Here is a 17,513-nt window from a genome sequence, read left to right as displayed (position 1 = left end):
GGCTTACTGGTCCACGCGGTTGGCGTTGGCGTACTCGACGATCTTGTCGAGCTGGGTCTTCGCGTCCGCCTCGCCGTTGATGGCGAGCGCGATCTGCTGCGTCATGTAGGTGGCCATGTCGGAGGTCCACTGGAACGGCAGCGCCTTGGCGTCCTTCATCGCGCCGAACACGGTGTCGATCGCGGCCAGCTGCTTCTCGTCGGTGACGGAGGAGGCGATGCTGTCGACGACCTCGTCGCCGCCGGCGGCGGTGCCGGGAGCGGTGCCGACGGCCAGCGAGGAGAACGCGACCTGGTTCTCCTCGTTCGTGACGAACTCGGCGAAGGCCAGCGCAGCTTCCTTGTTGTCCGAATCGGCCGACACGTTCAGGCCCTGCACGTACAGCGGCGCGATGCCGAGACGCGGGGTGGCCACGGTGTTCTCCAACAGGGCGGGCGCGTCCTTCTGGAGGTCGGTCGTGAAGCCGGTGCCGCCGGTCGTGAAGGCGACCTTCTCCTGGATGTATGCCTCGGCGTTCCCGCCGTAGTCGCCGGTGAGGGCTTCCGCCGGCATCGCCCCGGCCGCGTACGCGTCGGCGTACGCCTGGATGATCTCGGCGGCCTCGTCGGTGTTGAAGTCGAACTCGCCCTCGTCGTCGATGACCTCCATGCCGGCGGCCGTGAACGTGTCGAGGGCGGGGATCGAGGAGAGCAGCTGCACCTTGCCGCCCGATTCGGTGGCGACCCTCTTCGCGAGGTCGAGGAGCTCGTCGACGGTCGTGGGGAGGGTGTCCTCGGTGACGCCGTAGGGGGCGAGCTGGGCCAGGTTCCACCACGAGGCGTCGCTGGAGAGGTACCAGGGGAGGCCGTACGTGCCCTCCACGCCGGGGTACTGGCTGTACGAGTCCCAGGCTCCGGCGTTGTAGACAGACTTCAGGTCGGGGTCGGCGGTCTCGATGTCGACCAGCTTGCCCGCGGCGACCAGGGGATAGGCGATGTCCGGCGGGAGGTTCAGCACGTCGGGAAGGGTGTCGGCGTTCGCCTGGCTCAGGATCTTGTCCTGGTAGCCGTCGCCCGGCTGGTCGAGCCACTCGACCGTGACGTCGGGGTGCTCCTTCTCGAACGCGTCGATGAGGTCTTCGAAGTAGGGGGTGAACTTCTCGTTCTTGAGGGACCAGGTCTGGAACTGGATCGATCCGCTCAGCTCGCCGGAGGTGTCGATGGGCCCGGACTCGGCGGTGGATCCGCCGCCCCCTGTGCAACTCGTCAGCGCCAGAACGCCGATGCTGAATGCTGCCAGGGCGACAATGCGTGTGCGAACTTTCATCGTGCTTCTTCCTCGAGGCGGGCGAATCCGCGTGCCGTCCACACCAGGGGACTACAACGCTTTAGCAGATGAAACCATCCGATCCTCTCCCTGTCAAGGTGCGCTCGACGGTATGGACGCCTCGGCGAGGCAGGGCGGTGTGCGGTTCGTTGCTCAAGCGTTATAGTGGTGCGACATGTCCTCGCCGGAGGCCACCGTCCGAAAGGTCAGAACACATGACGCAGCGCGGCGCTCTCGATGCTCCCCTGAGATTCGGGGCGAACTACACGCCGTCGAAGGACTGGATGCACTCCTGGCTCGACCTCGATCTCGACGACGTGCGCCGCGACTTCGCCGCCCTCGCCGAGCTCGGACTCGACCACGTGCGCGTGTTCCCGCTGTGGACGGTCCTGCAGCCGAACCGCACCCTGATCCGCGCCAAGGCCGTCGACGACGTGCGCGCCGTGGTCGACATCGCGAGAGAGTTCGGGCTGGACGCGAGCATCGACGTGATCCAGGGGCACCTCTCCAGCTTCGACTTCGTGCCGTCGTGGCTGTACACGTGGCACGACAAGAACATGTTCACCGACGACAAGGCACTGCAGGGGCAGGTCGCGCTCGTCGAAGGGCTCGGAAAGGCGCTGCGCGACGCGCCGAACTTCCTGGGCCTGACGCTCGGCAACGAGACGAACCAGTTCTCCGCGCACACCCACCCCTCGCCCTGGCCGGTCACGCAGGACGAGGCCGGAGCGTGGATCTCGACGCTGCTCTCGGCGGCGGAATCCTCGGCTCCGGGACTGCCTCACGTGCATAGCGAATACGACGCCGTCTGGTACATGGACGGGCACGGCTTCACGCCGGCGCATGCGTCACGGCTCGGCGCGATGACCACGATCCACTCCTGGATCTTCAACGGCACGGCCCAGCGCTACGGCGGTCGCTCCGTGGCGTCCGACCGGCATGCCGAGTACCTGATCGAGCTGTCCCGCGCCTTCGCGACCGACCCGGCCCGTGCGGTCTGGCTGCAGGAGGTGGGCGCGCCGTCGAACTGCCTCGATGAGGACGAGATGCCCGGCTTCCTGGAGGCGACGGTGCGCTCGGCCGCGCGCACCGAGAACCTGTGGGGCATCACCTGGTGGTGCTCGCACGACGTGAGCCGCGACCTGGCGGACTTCCCCGAGCTGGAGTACTCCCTCGGACTGATCGGGCAGGACGGTGCGGCCAAGCCCATCGGCCGCCGTCTCGCCGAGCTGATCCCTGAGCTGCGCCACCGCGTCGCGCCGCCCGTGCGCGACACGGCGATCGTGGTGGACGTCGACGAGCGCGAGGTGCCGCTGAGCCGCGCCGCCCTGAGCCCCGGTGGCGCCGTCTTCCAGGCCTGGGTGGACGCGTGTGCAGCGGGCGACGATCCCGCCCTGGTGACCTCCCGCGACGCGGGGGATCCCGCCGCGCTCGAGGCGCGCGGCATCCGCCGTCTCATCCGTCCCGATCTGTCGGCGAGCACGGTCGACCCCTACGGCTCCGTCAACACGGTCGTCACTCCCTGACTCGGCTTTCTCCTCCGCCGAGACCCCGGGGTCGCGTCCACGCCCCGGGGTGTCTGCGCTTCTAGCCCGGGGTGTCGGCGGGATGCCGGGGGCTCAGCGGGTGGGGGGCGCGGTGCTCTCGCGCGCCGTGAGCACGGGGGTCGGACCCTCGACGCTGGGCAGTGTCGTCCCCGCCTCGATCTGGCGCAGCAGGAGCGTGGCCGCCGTCTCGCCCAGTTCGAACGTGTCGCGGGTCATGGCCGTGATCGACGGGTTGATCAGACCGGCGATCACGGAGTCGTCGAACGATGCGAGCGAGACGTCGCGGGGCACGTGCCGGCCCATCTCCTGCGCGACGCGGAGACCGGCGACCGCCATCACGTCGTTGTCGTAGACGATCGCGGTCGGACGCTGTCGCCCCGACAGCAGAGTGCGGGTCACCGCCGATGCGCGTCCGGGCGAGAAGTCGGTCGTGATGATCTCCCCGTGGATGCCGTCGGCGGCCATGCGCTCCAGCACCTCGGCGCGGAGGCGGGTGTGCTCGAGCTCGGCGGGGCCGGCGACGTAGGCGATGCGGGTGTGGCCGAGGGCGGCGAGGTAAGAGAACAGGGTCTCGGCCACCGCGTCGTCGCCGATCCACACGCTCGGCACGGCGCCGTCCGGGGAGGGCTTCGAGCCGATCATCACGGCGCGTGCGTCCAGGGCGGTGATGCGGTCGCCGCGGGGGTCGTCGTCGCGCGGGTCGATCAGGATGATGCCGTCGACCTGGTTGGAGGAGCGCCACTGGCGGTGCACCTCCATCTCCTCGGCGATGTCGCTCACCAGGCGCAGCTGCAGGCTGACCTTGCTCTCCGACAGCCGCGACTCGATGCCGGCGATCAGATCGGTGAAGAACGCCTCGGATCCGAGGGATCGCGCGGGGCGGGCGAGCGCGAAGCCGACCGTGTTGGCGCGGGCGCCGACCAGGGCGCGCGCGGCGGAGCTCGGCTGCCAGCCGTTCTCCTCGACGATCGAGAGGATGCGCTGCCTGGTCTCCTCGCTGACCCCGGGGCGGCCGTTCAGGGCGAAGGAGACGGCGCCGGGGGAGACCCCGGCCATGCGCGCGATATCGGCGATCGTGACGCGCTTCGCCGGACTCATAGTCCCTCACCCTACTTGATCGGTTTAGACTTCGACTAGATCGCTTTAGTAAATCCGATAGCATCGACCGACGCCCCGCACGTCGCGGCGCCGCGAACCAGCACTCATCGCCGAGCCCGGAGAACCAGCCCATGCATGACGACACCTCGCTCACCGTCGGCCGCGTCAAGCGGGTCCTCGAAGAGCGCGTCCGCCCCGCGATCCACTCGGCGTCCGTGCCGCTGGATGTCGCCGCCCACCAGCTCCCCGGCGAGCCGATCGCGCCCGCGGACGGACGAGGATTCGACTTCCAGCCCGCCGCCGTCGGCGAGCTGTGGGGCCCGGCCTGGGGCACCACGTGGTTCAAGCTCACCGGTCGGGTGCCCGCGGACTGGGCCGGCCGCCGCGTCGAGGCGCTCATCGACCTCGGCTTCGACGTGAACATGACGGGCTTCCAGTGCGAGGCCCTCGCCTACCGTCCGGACGGCACGCCGATCAAGAGCATCAACCCCCGCAACCAGTGGGTGCCGATCGCCGAGGCCGCCGCGGGTGACGAGCACGTCGAGCTCTACCTGGAGGGCGCATCCAACCCCGTCCTCCTCGACTACCACCCCTTCCTGCCGACGCAGGAGGGCGACATCCTCACCTCCTCGAAGGAGCCGCTGTACCGGCTGCGGCGGCTCGACCTCGCGGTGTTCGAGCCGGAGGTGTTCGACCTGTCCCTCGACCTCGAGGTGCTGTTCGAGCTGCAGGCCGAGCTCCCCGCGACGTCGCCGCGCCGCATGCGCATCCTGCAGGCGATGGACGACGCGCTCGACGTGCTCGACCTGCAGCACATCGTGGAGACCGCCGGCGACGCGCGGGCCCGGCTCGCGGACGTGCTCGCCGCTCCGGCCGAAGCGAGTGCGCACCGGATCTCGGCCGTCGGCCACGCGCACATCGACTCCGCCTGGCTGTGGCCGGTGCGCGAGACGATCCGCAAGGTCGCACGCACGACCTCGTCCATGACCACGCTCATCGAGGAGCAGCCCGACTTCCAGTACGGCATGTCCAGCGCGCAGCAGTACGCCTGGATCAAGGAGCACCGCCCCGAGGTGTGGGAGCGGGTCAAGGCCGCAGTCGCCGCGGGGCGCTTCCTGCCCCTGGGCGGCATGTGGGTGGAGTCCGACACCGTGATGCCGACGGGCGAGTCGCTCGTGCGGCAGTTCTCGCACGGGCAGCGGTTCTTCGAGCGCGAGTTCGGCATCCGCTCGAAGGGCGTGTGGCTGCCGGACAGCTTCGGCTACTCGCCGGCCCTTCCTCAGCTGATGCGCCGCGCCGGATTCGAGTGGTTCTTCACGCAGAAGATCTCGTGGAACCAGCAGAACGTCTTCCCGCACCACTCCTTCCTCTGGGAGGGCATCGACGGTTCGCAGGTGTTCACGCACTTCCCGTCGATGGACACCTACAACTCGCAGCTGAGTGGCATGGAGGTGGCGAAGGCCTCTCGACAGTTCAAGGAGAACCGCCTCAGCTCGCGGTCGATCGCTCCGGTCGGCTGGGGCGACGGCGGCGGCGGCACGACGCGGGAGATGACGGGCAAGGCCGAGCGGCTGCGTGACCTCGAGGGCAGCGCGCAGGTGGTGTGGGAGCACCCCGACGTGTTCTTCGACGCGGCCAAGGCCGAGCTGCCGAACCCGGCCGTGTGGGTCGGCGAGCTCTACCTCGAGCTGCACCGCGGCACGCTCACCAGCCAGCACGCCACCAAGGCCCTCCACCGCTGGGCCGAGCACGCGCTGGTGGAGGCGGAGCTGTGGGCCGCGACCGACGCCGTGCGCACCGGCGCCGCGTACCCGCAGGCCGAGCTCGACCGGCTGTGGCAGGCCGTGCTGCTGCACGAGTTCCACGACATCCTGCCCGGCACCTCGATCGCATGGGTGCACCGCGAGGCCGTCGCCGTGCTGTCCGACGTGCTGTCGGATGCGCGAGACATCGCCGACGCCGCGCGCCGGTCGCTCGCCGGTGAGGGCGACCGCGAGCTGCTGTTCGAGCCGACCTCGGTCGGTCGGGCGCGCGCGCTCGGCGCCTCGTGGGTCCCTGAGTCCCGTGCGACCTCGGTGTCGCTGCAAGAAGAAGACGGCGGATGGCGCCTGGAGAACGAGCTCGTGTCGGTGCTCGTCTCGGGCGAGGGTCTGATCGTCTCCGCCGTCGACAAGGCCACAGGGCGGGAGACGGTCGCGCCCGGCAAGGCCGCGAACCTGTTCCAGCTGCACCAGGACTTCCCGAACATGTGGGACGCGTGGGACATCGACCGGTACTACCGCAACAGCGTCGATGACCTCACCGCGGTCTCATCGATCGAGGCGTCGCTCGTGAACGGCGTCGCGCAGATCGTGGTCGTCCGTCCGTTCTCGGAGTCGACGATCTCGCAGACGATCCTTCTCGCGCCCGACTCGCGCACCGTGCTGCTGCGCAACGAGGTCGACTGGCACGAGACCGAGAAGCTGCTCAAGCTCGCGTTCCCGCTCGACATCCAGGCGTCGCACACCGAGGCCGAGACGCAGTTCGGCTACCAGGCGCGCGTCACCCACACCAACACCAGCTGGGAGGCGGCGAAGTTCGAGACCTCGATGCACCGCTTCGTGCTGGTGCGCGAGCAGGACTTCGGTGCGGCCCTCGTGAACGACTCGATTTACGGGTACGACACGACGCGCGAGGTCGGCGAGGACGGGGTCACCACGACCGTGCGGCTCTCGCTGCTGCGGGCGCCGCGCTTCCCCGACCCGGACACGGATCACGGGCCCCACGAGATCGAGGTCGGCTTCGTCATCGGCGCCGACGCCGCGATCGCCACGGCTGAGGGCATCCGCATCAACAGCCTGCCCACGGTGATCCGCGGGGCGCGCGAGGTCGAGCCGCTCGTGGAGGTGTCGGGCGAGGGGATCGTCGTCTCCGCCGTGAAGCTCGCCGACGACGGCTCGGGCGACGTGATCGTGCGCGTGTACGAGGCGCTCGGGCGTCGTGCGGTCGGCGAGGTGTCAGTCGGCTTCGACCACCGCGAGGTGCGCGAGGTGAGCCTGATCGAGGACGACATCGACGACGCGCGCACCGGCGGCGAGCTGCGACTGCGTCCGTTCGAGGTGCGCACCCTCCGCATCGCACGCTGAGGCCCCGCGTGGGATCAGGCGGACACGCAGGATCAGGCGGAATGCCCGCGAAAGTGCCTGATCCCGCGTGTGTGCCTGATCTCGCGTGTCAGGCGGGCGGCAGGCGCAGCACGTCGGGGGACTCTCCGCCGGTCAGGTCGTCGGCGATGCGGATGCTGCGCGCGAGGTCGTCGAGCGCGCCGATGAGGGTGCCGAACCGCTCCTTGTCGCTGCACACGGCCGTCAGCGTGATCAGGTGCGTGCCGGTGTCCCAGGTGTAGGTCGCGAAGGGCGGGGACGCGGGGGACGGCGGCATCGGCACGAGCAGCTTCTCGCCCACCCCGAGCCGGGTCGGGAACGACTCGGTGTCGTCGTAGTCCATCGGCATCGAGGCGCGCGCGATGCGCACATCCGGCGTCAGCACCTGAGCGGTCGCCATCGCCACGACGAGCTCGGGCTCGGCCTTCCACGTCCACACCAGCACCCGGCCGTCTGCCCGCTTCATCAGCATCGGCGCCGCCTGGCTCATCGCCCACGCTCCGAACTTCGAGCCGGGGCGCTCCGTCGCGCCCACGGCCGCATTGACCTGCCCCAGCAGCATCCGGATCGCGGCCTTGCGGTGCCGGCGGCCCTTCCACCCGAGCGAGTCCGTCACGGGAATCCACAGCTGGGGATCGGCGTCGGCAGTCAGTCGCATGGCTCAACGGTAACGGCTGCTGCTGAGCGATACCCCGGTATGCCTCAGCCGGGCGAGCGGGCCCCTCGGGTAGAGTTGCGTGGGCCCGACCAGGGCTTCTCCTTGGCCGCCACATCGTAAGGCAGCATGTCTGTGACCTCCTCCGACGATCCGATCGATCCGTCGAGCGGCCCCGCCGCCGAATCCGCGCACCGCCCGCTCACGATCCTGATCGGCTGCGACACGTTCGCTCCCGACATCAACGGCGCCGCGCGGTTCGCCGAGCGTCTCGCCGCCGGCCTCGTCCAGCGAGGGCACGACGTGCACGTCGTCGCCCCGAACCAGGCCTACCGTCGCACGACCCCGCGCACCGAGGTGATCGAGGGAGAGCCGATGACGCTGCATCGCCTGCCCTCCGTCCGCTGGCCCCCACACGACTGGCTGCGTTTCGTGTGGCCGTGGCGCTCCAAGCACTACGCCCGCAAGGTCCTCGACCAGGTGCAGCCCGACATCGTGCACATCCAGTCGCACATCGTGATCGGCCGCGGTCTCTCGCGCATCGCGCGCGAACGAGGCATCCCGGTGATCGCCACGAATCACGTCATGGCCGAGAACATCCTCGATCACACCACCATGCCGAAGTTCATCGACGACCTCGTGCTGAAGTTCGCCTGGGCGGACGCGAAGCGCACCTTCGATCTCACGCGCGCCATCACCACCCCCACGCGTCGTGCCGCCGACTTCCTCGAGAACACGGTCGAGGTGAAGGGGGTCATCCCGGTCAGCTGCGGTATCGACCGCACGCAGTACACCCCCGTCATGGGGCCGCGCGAGAAGAACCGCATCGTCTTCGTCGGACGCCTGACCGCCGAGAAGCAGGTCGAGGTCATCCTCAAGGCCATGACGAAGCTCGACCCGGCGCTGGAGACGACTTTCGACATCGTCGGCGGCGGCGATCAGCGCAAGCAGCTGGAGCACCTCGCCGAGCAGCTGGGCCTCGGCGATCGCGTCACGTTCCACGGGCGCATCCCCGACGAGGAGCTGCGGGCGCTGCTGTCCCGCGCGAGCCTGTTCGTGATCGCGTCGATCGCGGAACTGCAGTCGATCGCGACCATGGAGGCCATGGCCTCGGCCCTCCCGGTCGTCGCGGCCGACGCCGTCGCCCTTCCGCACCTCGTGCACGACGGCGAGAACGGCTACCTGTTCGAGCCGGGGAACGTCGACGAGCTCGCGGCCCGCCTGACCGACGTGCTCACCGCCGAGCCCGCCGAGTACGAGCGGATGCAGCAGGCGTCGCTCGACGGCGTCGTGATCCACGACATCAACCGCACCCTCGACACCTTCGAGGCGCTGTACCGCGACGAGCCGCTGCCCGAGTAGCGAGCGGCCCGACATGCACATCGTCTTCTTCGGCGATCAGCACCTCGACTCCCTCGGGGGCGCGCAGGTGTCGATGCGGCTGCAGCGCGCATTCCTCGAACGCGCGGGGCACACCGTCACGGTCGTCGCGCCGCGGATGCACGTCCGGCGCACCTCCAGCGGGTCATCCGTGGATCTGCCGTCCCTGCCGATCACGGTGGACCGCGAGTACTCGATGAGCTGGCCGGGACGAGCGACGGACCGATTCCTCGATCGCGCGATGACGCGACGCCCGCCGGTCGACCTCGTGCACGTGCAGGCCGACTTCTGGGGCGCGTTCATCGGCCACAGGTATGCCGCACGCCACGGCATCCCCGTCGTGCACACGATGCACAACCGCGTCGACGTCGGCCTCGCCGCCGTCACCCCGCTGCACCGCCCGGCCCTTGCCGTGCTCAACGTCTGGCGCCGTGCCGCGATGGGCGGCACCGGCGACCCGGTGCGGGGGACGGACGGCTGGGCCTTCCTCCGGGGAATCGCCGCGGGGGCGGCCGCCGTGACCGCGCCCTCGACCCATTTCGCGCGCCGTCTCGAGGAGCATGACGTGTTCCCTCGCGTCGACGTGATCTGGAACGGCATCGACGACGACCTGCGCGATGAGATCCTCGCCGCTGCGCCGACCGTACGGGCGCCGGGACGGCCCCGGTTCGTGTGGCTCGGGCGGATGAGTCCCGAGAAGCGCCTGCTGCCGTTCCTGGAGGCGTTCCTCGCGTCCGGGATCGATGCGGAGCTGGAGATCATCGGCGGCGGCGCCCAGCGTGCCGCGGCCGAGCGGATCGTCCGCGGGCGGGACGGCATCCGCTTCGCCGGTCGTCTGACCTACCCGCAGACCCTGGCCCGCATCGCCGCCGCCGACGCCCTCGTGCAGACCTCGATCGGCTTCGAGACGCAGGGCATGACCCCGTTCGAGGCGGCGACCCTCGGCACGCCCTCGGTGATCTGCGACCCCGATATCGCCGCGGAGCTCGGCGGCGGGCTCTGGGCCGTCCCCGAGGCGGACCCCTCCGCTGCGCCCCGGGAGCGGGAGGAGCAGCGGGCCCGCGCCCTCGCCGAGACCCTCCGACGCGCGGCAGCCGACATCGTCGACGGATCGGCGCCGACGCCTCTGCCGGCGGTCGCGCAGGCGTTCCGTCAGTCGTCGCGCACCGCCGCGATGATCGCGGTGTACGAACGGGTGCTCACCGGGCGCTGAGTGGCTTCACCGGCTCAGAGGAAGCGGTAGAGCGTGACGGTGATCCACGTGAAGGCGAGTCCGATCATCCCGGCTCCGGCGACGCCGATCGCGATGCCGGCGAGCAGGTGCGCGGTCGCTCGCCGCACGGCGATGAAACCGAGCACCAGCGCCAGGCCGTACACGAAGAACGAGGCGACGCCGATGAGGTTGTCGAGCACGATGACGGCGTCGTAGCCGACGCTCGCCGTGTAGAAGTACGGCCGGGCGAGCGACGAGAAGAGGTTGATCGCGAGCGTGACGATCGCGATGATGAATGCCGCTCGTCCCAGGGGGTTGCCGGTGCCCGCCGCTGGGGTGGTGGGGTACGCCTGCTGCGGGTGGCCGGGACCGGGATACGGCGGCGCCGCGGGATGTGCCTGCGGGTGGCCGGGGCCGGGATACGGCGGGGCCGCGGGATACTGCGGTGCTGCGGGGAGATGCGCGGCGGGGGGCTGCACGGGCTCGCTCATGAGGATGAGCGTAGCCGTGTCAGCGGTAGATGTGGCCGGACTCGGCGTGTTGGCCGATGTCGCGGCCGGCGACGCGGCTCCAGTCGGTCGGCGTCCGGCGGTAGCCGTCGCGACGCAGTTCCACGATGCTGGCGATGACACCCCAGGCGGCGAGGGCGATGAGGAGGATGATGAGTATCATGGCAGAAACGCTACGTTCGATGCTGAACCGCCACGAGTGGCAGATCAGACCGCGAGCGTAGGAAATCTGCCATTCGGGAGTGTGCATGAAGACGGTCGCCTGCGTCATCCAGGACGGGTTCGCCCCCTTCGAATTCGGGGTCGCCTGCGAGGCCTTCGGGTTGGATCGCGCCGACGACGGCGTCCCGAACTTCGACTTCCGCATCGTGGCGCCGCGGGCGGGCGTGGTGACGTCGAAGATCGGTTTCTCGATCAACGTGGAGCACGACCTCTCCTACGCCTACGAGGCCGACCTCGTCGTGTTCTGCCCTGTTCCGCGTGAGCGGTGGGCCGACATCGACCCGCTGCTGCTGGACGTCGCCCGGCACGCCGTCGCGCGCGGAGCCTGGGTCATGAGCGTGTGCAGCGGATCGTTCATCCTCGCCGCGGCCGGAGTCCTCGACGGGCGGCGGGCGACCACCCACTGGATGTACGCGCACGTCATGGCCGACATGTACCCCCAGATCGACATCGACCCCGACGTGCTGTTCGTGCAGGACGGCAAGATCATCACGAGTGCCGGCACGGCCGCCGGGATCGACGCCTGCCTGCACCTGCTGCGCCAGGAGGTGGGGGCCGAGCTCACCAATCGGATCGCGCGCCGCATGGTCGTCCCTCCGCAGCGTGACGGGGGGCAGGCGCAGTTCATCGATCGCCCGATCCCGGTCGTGCCCACCGACTCCCTCGCCGCCGTCGCCGACTGGGCGGTCGAGCACCTCCGCGAAGATCTCGGCGTCGATCAGCTGGCCGCGCGGGCGTTGATGTCGCCGCGGACCTTCGCGCGCCGCTTCAAAGCGGAGTACGGGGCAACCCCGGCTGCCTGGCTCGCACGACAGCGCATCATCCACGCACAGCGCCTGCTGGAGCGCACCGATCTCTCCCTCGAGCAGATCGCCGACGAGTGCGGCTTCGGATCGGCAGCCGTGCTGCGGCAGAACTTCGCGAGAGTGCTCGGCCTCACGCCCACGGCCTACCGTGCCCGGTTCTCCTGCGCCGAGGAGCCCGCGGTTCCTGCGGCCTGAGCCGCGGTCGCTCAGATCGCGCGGGTGGTGGAGCGTTCGACGAGCGAGCAGGGGAGGAGCACGTGCGCGGCGTCCTGCTCCGGAGCGGCGAGGCGGGCCAGGAGCAGCTCGACAGCGCCGTGCGCCATGTCGAGGATGGGCTGGCGAACGGTCGTGAGGTCGAAAGCCTGCCACGACGACATGGCCACATCGTCGAAGCCGAGCACGGAGACCTGCTCGGGGACGCCGGTTCCGAGCGCCCGCGCGGCGTTCAGCGCGCCGAATGCCACGAGGTCGTTGTGGCAGAACAGGGCCGTGGGCGGTTCCGGCAGTTGGAGCAGACGCGTCGCGGCGTCGAACGCGCGCGCGTAGTCGAGATCGGCGACGTCGAGGAGGCTGGGATCGAACGAGACGCCGGCGGCCTCGAGCTCGGCGAGGAAGCCCTCATGGCGATCGCGCACCGACGTCGTCCGGAGAGGTCCGGCGATCACTCCGATGCGCCGATGACCGAGGGAGGTCAGATGGCGCCCCGCGATCCGTCCGCCGTCGACGTTGTCGGGCGAGATCGAATCGTTCGCGGTCACGGCGCCGGGGCCCATGGTGACCGCGGGAACACCGAGGGACACGATGCGTCCCTCGTCATCGGGCGAGAGCAGCGTCGTGGTCAGGATCACGCCGTCCACGTTGGTCTCCCGCAGTGTCCTGGCGAGGTCCTCCGTGGTGTCGGCGCGCCCGCTGAGGATGAGCGCGCGGTACCCGGCGCGGTTGAGGTCGTCGCTGATCGTGTGCAGCAGCTCGGCGTAGTAGCTGTTGCGCGGATCGCCGAGCACGACGCCGATCGTCTGGGTGCGGCTGGTCACGAGGCTGCGGGCGCTGAGGTTGGGGCGGTAGTCGAGCTGCTGGATGGCCGCTTCGACCTTGGCTCTGACGTGCTCCGAGACGCCCTGGCGACCGTTGACGATGCGCGACACCGTCGTCTGGGAGACACCGGCCGCACGCGCGACGTCGACGCTGGTCGCACCGCGGGACTTCGACGGCATGGGCCCTCCTCTTCCGTGCCGGGCTTCCCATGCTAGACCGCGAGCTCCCGGTGATGACTACGCAGTCGTCCCGTCGTCCCAGTGGGCGGGGGAGGGGAGGGCGTGGTCGCGCACCTCGAGGGCGTCCGGGGTGATGGCCGCCGTCGCGTACAGCAGCGACTGCGTGGGATAGCCGTGCGGACGGTTGTCGCGGATGATCGCCCGGTCGTCCTCCGGCGGGAGCTCCGCGGACGCGGCCAGCAGCGCGGTCCACGCGGCGGTCCAGTCGGGGCTGTCTGCGGTCGGACCGAGCGCCCGGAACTCGGGGAGCCAGGCGGCGATGCGCGGCGTGGTGTCGTCGTCGAGGTCGTCGTGGGCGATCATGTGCGTGCCGGGAGCGATCGCCGTCTCTCGCAGGTCGATGCCGTCCCACGACAGCACGCGCGCGCCGTCCGGCCCGACCTCCAGCAGATTGAAGCCGTGCATCGGCAGCGGTGCCACGGGGGAGCGGCCCACCACCGAGTCGAGGGCGAGCGACCCCCGCGACACGGCGCGCGCGTCGGGGAGGTCGCTCACATCCGCGCGATTCAGGAGCACGGCGAGGCGGCGCTCGGCGGGATTCGCGGCGAGCCACGCCCCTCCGGCACGGCGGTCGCGGATCCCGATCACGCCGGGACGGTCGGGCCACCAGGCGCCCAGGGCGTCCCACTCGCGCAGCGGATCCTCATCGCGGACCGCGAGAAGTCGTGCGGAACCGGCACCTTCGACATCGATCACGACCGTGCACACGGGGGCAAGTCTAGGTCGCGGTCACCGACGTCGGCCCGCAGCGGCGCATGCTGGGGCAGAATCGAGACGTGAACATCGTCGTCGGAGTCACAGGCGGCATCGCCGCGTACAAGACGGTGCACCTCGTGCGCCTGCTCACGAAGGGCGGGCACGACGTGACCGTGGTGCCCACCGAGGATGCGCTGCGGTTCGTCGGGACGCCCACCTGGGAGGCCATCAGCCGCCACCCCGTGACCACGAGCGTGCACGAGGACGTGGCGAAGGTGCGGCACGTCGCTCTCGGTCAGGCGGCGGAGCTGGTGATCGTGGCGCCGGCCACCGCGAACTCGATCGCGAAGATCACCGCCGGCCTCGCCGACGACCTCCTCGGCACGACGCTGCTCGCCACCGAGGCGCCGGTGCTGATCGCTCCGGCCATGCACGCCGAGATGTGGCGGAACGCGGCGACGCAGGCGAACATCGCCACGCTGCGGGAGCGGGGAGTGCACGTCGTGGGTCCGGCCGATGGAGAGCTCGCCGGCGGCGACAGCGGCCCCGGCCGGATGTCCGAACCGGAGGAGATCCTCGCTGCGGCCCAGGCCCTGCTGGCTCCCGGTGACCTGGCCGGCGTGCGGGTCGTGGTCTCGGCCGGCGGCACACGCGAGCCGATCGACCCGGTGCGCTTCCTCGGCAACCGCTCCAGCGGTCGCCAGGGGGTGGCGCTCGCGGCGGAGGCTGCCGCCCGCGGGGCCGAGGTGACGGTGGTGGCCGCGAACGTCTCGGCGGATGTGCTCGCCGACGTGCGTCATCCTGCGATCCGCGTGGTGGCGGTGGGCGCGGCGGCCGAACTCGCCGAGGTGATGAAGCGCGAGGCCCTCGAGGCCGATGTGGTGGTCATGGCGGCTGCGGTCGCCGACTACCGACCCCTGCAGGTGTCCGACCGCAAGCTCACCAAGGAGGCGGGCGGGGTGCCGACGATCGAGCTCGTCGAGAACGAGGACATCGTCGCCGCGCTCGCCGCGGCGCGACGCTCCGGGCAGCTGGTCGTCGCCTTCGCGGCGGAGACGCCGGAGGATGAGGCGGAGCTTCTCGCCCGGGCGCGGGGGAAGCAGCAGCGCAAGGGGGTCGACCTGCTCGTCGTGAACGAGGTGGGCTGGGAGCGCGGTTTCGAGCGGGCCGAGAACGCGGTGCGCATCCTCGGTCCCGGCGGTGTCGACGCGGGCGTCGCGTCCGGCTCGAAGCGGGCGGTCGCTTCCGCGATCTGGGACGCGATCGTGCGGGAGCGCTGACCCCGGGCCGGGGAAGGGGGCTGGAGGAGAATCCGGGCGAGTGCTAAACTTGAGTCAATACCACTCAACTTTGATCCCGTCTTCCACTTCGGCTGACGGGAGACGACCAGAAGGAGCATCTCCAAGGAGGAGCGCATGACCACCCCGCAGACCGGCAACCAGAACCAAGAGCAGCAGTCCGCCCTCGAGCAGTTCGGCATCAACCTCACCGACCGCGCCCGGGAGGGCAAGCTCGACCCCGTGATCGGACGCGACAGCGAGATCCGACGCGTGAGCCAGGTGCTCACCCGTCGCACGAAGAACAACCCGGTGCTGATCGGCGAGCCCGGCGTCGGCAAGACCGCCGTCGTCGAGGGTCTCGCTCAGCGGATCGTCGCGGGCGACGTCGCCGAGTCCCTCAAGGACAAGGAGCTCGTCACGCTCGACATCTCGGCCCTCGTGGCCGGCGCGATGTACCGCGGACAGTTCGAGGAGCGGCTGAAGCAGGTCCTCAAGGAGATCACCGAGTCCGACGGTCAGGTCATCACGTTCATCGACGAGCTCCATGTGCTCATGGGCGCCGGCGGCGGCGAAGGGTCCGTCGCGGCCTCCAACATGCTGAAGCCGATGCTGGCCCGCGGCGAGCTGCGGCTGATCGGGGCGACCACTCTCAACGAGTACCGCGAGTTCATCGAGAAGGACGCCGCCCTCGAGCGCCGCTTCCAGCAGGTCTACGTGGGTGAGCCGACCGTCGAGGACACGATCGCGATCCTCCGCGGCCTCAAGGGGCGGTACGAGGCGCACCACGGAGTCACGATCTCCGACAGCGCGCTGGTCGCGGCCGCCGCGCTGTCCAACCGCTACCTGCCCGCGCGTCAGCTCCCCGACAAGGCGATCGACCTGATCGACGAGTCGATGTCGCGGCTCAAGATGGAGATCGACTCCTCGCCCGTCGAGATCGACCAGCTCAAGCGCCAGGTCGACCGGATGAAGCTCGAGGAGCTCGCTCTCAAGCGCGAGAAGGATGCGGCCTCGAAGGAGCGCCTGGGCACCCTCCGCGAACACCTCGTCGAGATGGAGCGGGAGCTGGCAGAGCTCGAAGCCCGCTGGGCGCGTGAGCGTCAGGGCCTCAACCGGGTCGGCGAGCTGAAGAAGCAGCTCGACGACGCGATCACCCAGCGCGACCTCGCCATGCGCAACGCCGACTACACCAAGGCGTCCAAGCTCGAGTACGAGACCATCAAACGTCTGGAGCGCGACATCGCGGAGGCGGAGCAGGCCGAGGCCACCGCCTCGAGCGAGCCGCGCATGGTGAATGAGCAGGTCACCGAGGAGGACATCGCGGCCGTGATCGCCGCGTGGACGGGCATCCCCGTCGGGCGGCTGCTGCAGGGCGAGAGCGAGAAGCTGCTGCACCTGGAGAACGAGCTCGGCAAGCGCCTGATCGGGCAGAAGGACGCGGTGAAGGCCGTGTCCGACGCCGTCCGCCGTTCGCGCGCGGGGATCAGCGACCCGGGTCGTCCGACCGGCTCGTTCCTCTTCCTCGGTCCGACCGGCGTCGGCAAGACCGAGCTGGCCAAGGCGCTGGCGGAGTTCCTCTTCGACGATGAGCACGCCATGGTGCGCATCGACATGTCGGAGTACGGCGAGAAGCACTCCGTGTCGCGACTCGTCGGCGCCCCTCCCGGATACATCGGCTACGAGCAGGGCGGTCAGCTGACCGAGGCCGTGCGGCGTCGTCCGTACAGCGTGGTCCTGCTCGACGAGGTCGAGAAGGCGCACCCCGAGGTGTTCGACGTGCTGCTGCAGGTGCTCGACGACGGGCGCCTGACGGACGGCCAGGGGCGCACGGTCGACTTCTCGAACGTGATCCTCATCCTCACGTCGAACCTGGGCTCGCCGATCCTCATCGACCCTGTCCTCTCGCCCGAGCAGAAGCGCGAGCAGGTGATGGCGTTGGTGCGGCAGGCGTTCCGTCCGGAGTTCCTGAACCGTCTCGACGACATCGTGATGTTCTCGGCTCTGAGCGAAGACGACCTGGCGCAGATCGTGGAGCTCTCCGTCGACCAGCTGCACGACAGGCTGCGTGATCGTCGCCTGACGCTCGCGGTCACCCCCGACGCGCGGGCCTGGCTCGCCGAACGGGGTTACGACCCCCTGTTCGGTGCCCGACCGCTGCGCCGCCTCATCCAGAGCGAGGTGCAGAACAAGCTCGCCACCGCCCTGCTGTCGGGCAACGTGAAGGACGGCGACACGGTTCGTGTGGACGTGGCCGCCGACGGATCGGGCCTCGTGCTCACCGCGACGACCCCCGACCCCGAGCCATCGTCCGCCGACGAGGACGACGTGATCGAGGCCGAGCTCCTCGACGACTGATCAGCATCGGCGCACAGCGAAAAGGCCCGG

General features: G+C 70.0%; 14 protein-coding genes. 7 read left to right on the top strand and 7 right to left on the bottom strand.

Annotated elements, in window-relative coordinates; genetic code table 11:
• Nucleotides 1-3: 3 nt before the first annotated feature.
• The gene (locus CSX12_RS17180) at nt 4-1,305 is read right to left on the bottom strand and encodes an extracellular solute-binding protein (RefSeq protein ID WP_017203476.1); all 1,302 of its coding nucleotides are present in this window, start codon (nt 1,303-1,305) and stop codon (nt 4-6) included.
• A 215-nt stretch (nt 1,306-1,520) separates the two neighbouring features.
• On the opposite strand from CSX12_RS17180, the gene CSX12_RS17175 reads away from it, so the two are divergent.
• Nucleotides 1,521-2,831, top strand: a complete 1,311-nt coding sequence (locus tag CSX12_RS17175; RefSeq protein ID WP_124896596.1) for a glycosyl hydrolase — start codon at nt 1,521-1,523, stop codon at nt 2,829-2,831.
• A 93-nt stretch (nt 2,832-2,924) separates the two neighbouring features.
• Here the strand turns inward: CSX12_RS17175 and CSX12_RS17170 are convergent, their stop codons facing one another.
• Nucleotides 2,925-3,950: a LacI family DNA-binding transcriptional regulator gene (locus CSX12_RS17170; protein ID WP_017203474.1), complete on the bottom strand. Its 1,026-nt coding sequence runs from the start codon at nt 3,948-3,950 to the stop codon at nt 2,925-2,927.
• Nucleotides 3,951-4,081: 131 nt separating this feature from the next.
• Here CSX12_RS17170 and CSX12_RS17165 point away from each other — a divergent pair, with 131 nt between their 5' ends.
• On the top strand, nt 4,082-7,075 hold the full coding sequence (locus CSX12_RS17165) for a glycoside hydrolase family 38 C-terminal domain-containing protein (RefSeq protein ID WP_124896595.1): 2,994 nt from the start codon (nt 4,082-4,084) through the stop codon (nt 7,073-7,075).
• Between the two features lie 88 nt (nt 7,076-7,163).
• Here CSX12_RS17165 and CSX12_RS17160 read toward each other — a convergent pair whose 3' ends face one another.
• Nucleotides 7,164-7,751, bottom strand: a complete 588-nt coding sequence (locus CSX12_RS17160; RefSeq protein WP_017203472.1) for a hypothetical protein — start codon at nt 7,749-7,751, stop codon at nt 7,164-7,166.
• A 126-nt stretch (nt 7,752-7,877) separates the two neighbouring features.
• Between CSX12_RS17160 and CSX12_RS17155 the strand changes: the two genes are divergently transcribed.
• Together CSX12_RS17155 and CSX12_RS17150 are read left to right on the top strand one after the other, a co-directional pair.
• Entirely contained in the window at nt 7,878-9,110 is a 1,233-nt protein-coding gene (locus tag CSX12_RS17155; RefSeq protein ID WP_124896594.1) for a glycosyltransferase, read from the top strand.
• A gap of 13 nt (nt 9,111-9,123) precedes the next feature.
• Nucleotides 9,124-10,341, top strand: a complete 1,218-nt coding sequence (locus CSX12_RS17150; protein WP_124896593.1) for a glycosyltransferase — start codon at nt 9,124-9,126, stop codon at nt 10,339-10,341.
• 14 nt (nt 10,342-10,355) lie between these two features.
• Here the strand turns inward: CSX12_RS17150 and CSX12_RS17145 are convergent, their stop codons facing one another.
• Together CSX12_RS17145 and CSX12_RS18555 are read right to left on the bottom strand one after the other, a co-directional pair.
• Nucleotides 10,356-10,832: a hypothetical protein gene (locus CSX12_RS17145; RefSeq protein ID WP_124896592.1), complete on the bottom strand. Its 477-nt coding sequence runs from the start codon at nt 10,830-10,832 to the stop codon at nt 10,356-10,358.
• Between the two features lie 19 nt (nt 10,833-10,851).
• The gene (locus tag CSX12_RS18555) at nt 10,852-11,013 is read right to left on the bottom strand and encodes a hypothetical protein (RefSeq protein ID WP_017203467.1); all 162 of its coding nucleotides are present in this window, start codon (nt 11,011-11,013) and stop codon (nt 10,852-10,854) included.
• Nucleotides 11,014-11,098: 85 nt separating this feature from the next.
• Here CSX12_RS18555 and CSX12_RS17140 point away from each other — a divergent pair, with 85 nt between their 5' ends.
• Nucleotides 11,099-12,073 (top strand): helix-turn-helix domain-containing protein, encoded by a 975-nt coding sequence (locus CSX12_RS17140; protein WP_017203466.1) that lies wholly within the window; start codon nt 11,099-11,101, stop codon nt 12,071-12,073.
• Between the two features lie 11 nt (nt 12,074-12,084).
• Here the strand turns inward: CSX12_RS17140 and CSX12_RS17135 are convergent, their stop codons facing one another.
• On the bottom strand, nt 12,085-13,092 hold the full coding sequence (locus CSX12_RS17135) for a LacI family DNA-binding transcriptional regulator (RefSeq protein ID WP_124896591.1): 1,008 nt from the start codon (nt 13,090-13,092) through the stop codon (nt 12,085-12,087).
• 57 nt (nt 13,093-13,149) lie between these two features.
• The gene (locus CSX12_RS17130) at nt 13,150-13,860 is read right to left on the bottom strand and encodes an NRDE family protein (RefSeq protein ID WP_124896590.1); all 711 of its coding nucleotides are present in this window, start codon (nt 13,858-13,860) and stop codon (nt 13,150-13,152) included.
• Nucleotides 13,861-13,928: 68 nt separating this feature from the next.
• On the opposite strand from CSX12_RS17130, the gene coaBC reads away from it, so the two are divergent.
• Both coaBC and CSX12_RS17120 read left to right on the top strand, forming a co-directional pair.
• Entirely contained in the window at nt 13,929-15,128 is a 1,200-nt protein-coding gene (gene coaBC, locus CSX12_RS17125; protein ID WP_124896589.1) for a bifunctional phosphopantothenoylcysteine decarboxylase/phosphopantothenate--cysteine ligase CoaBC, read from the top strand.
• Between the two features lie 135 nt (nt 15,129-15,263).
• Complete coding sequence (locus CSX12_RS17120) at nt 15,264-17,483, top strand: AAA family ATPase (protein WP_124896588.1); 2,220 nt, start codon at nt 15,264-15,266, stop codon at nt 17,481-17,483.
• Nucleotides 17,484-17,513: the final 30 nt, after the last annotated feature.

This window comes from Microbacterium sp. Y-01 (assembly GCF_003856715.1).
Classification (GTDB): Bacteria; Actinomycetota; Actinomycetes; order Actinomycetales; family Microbacteriaceae; genus Microbacterium; species Microbacterium algeriense.
This window is presented reverse-complemented; position numbering and strand designations above follow the sequence as displayed.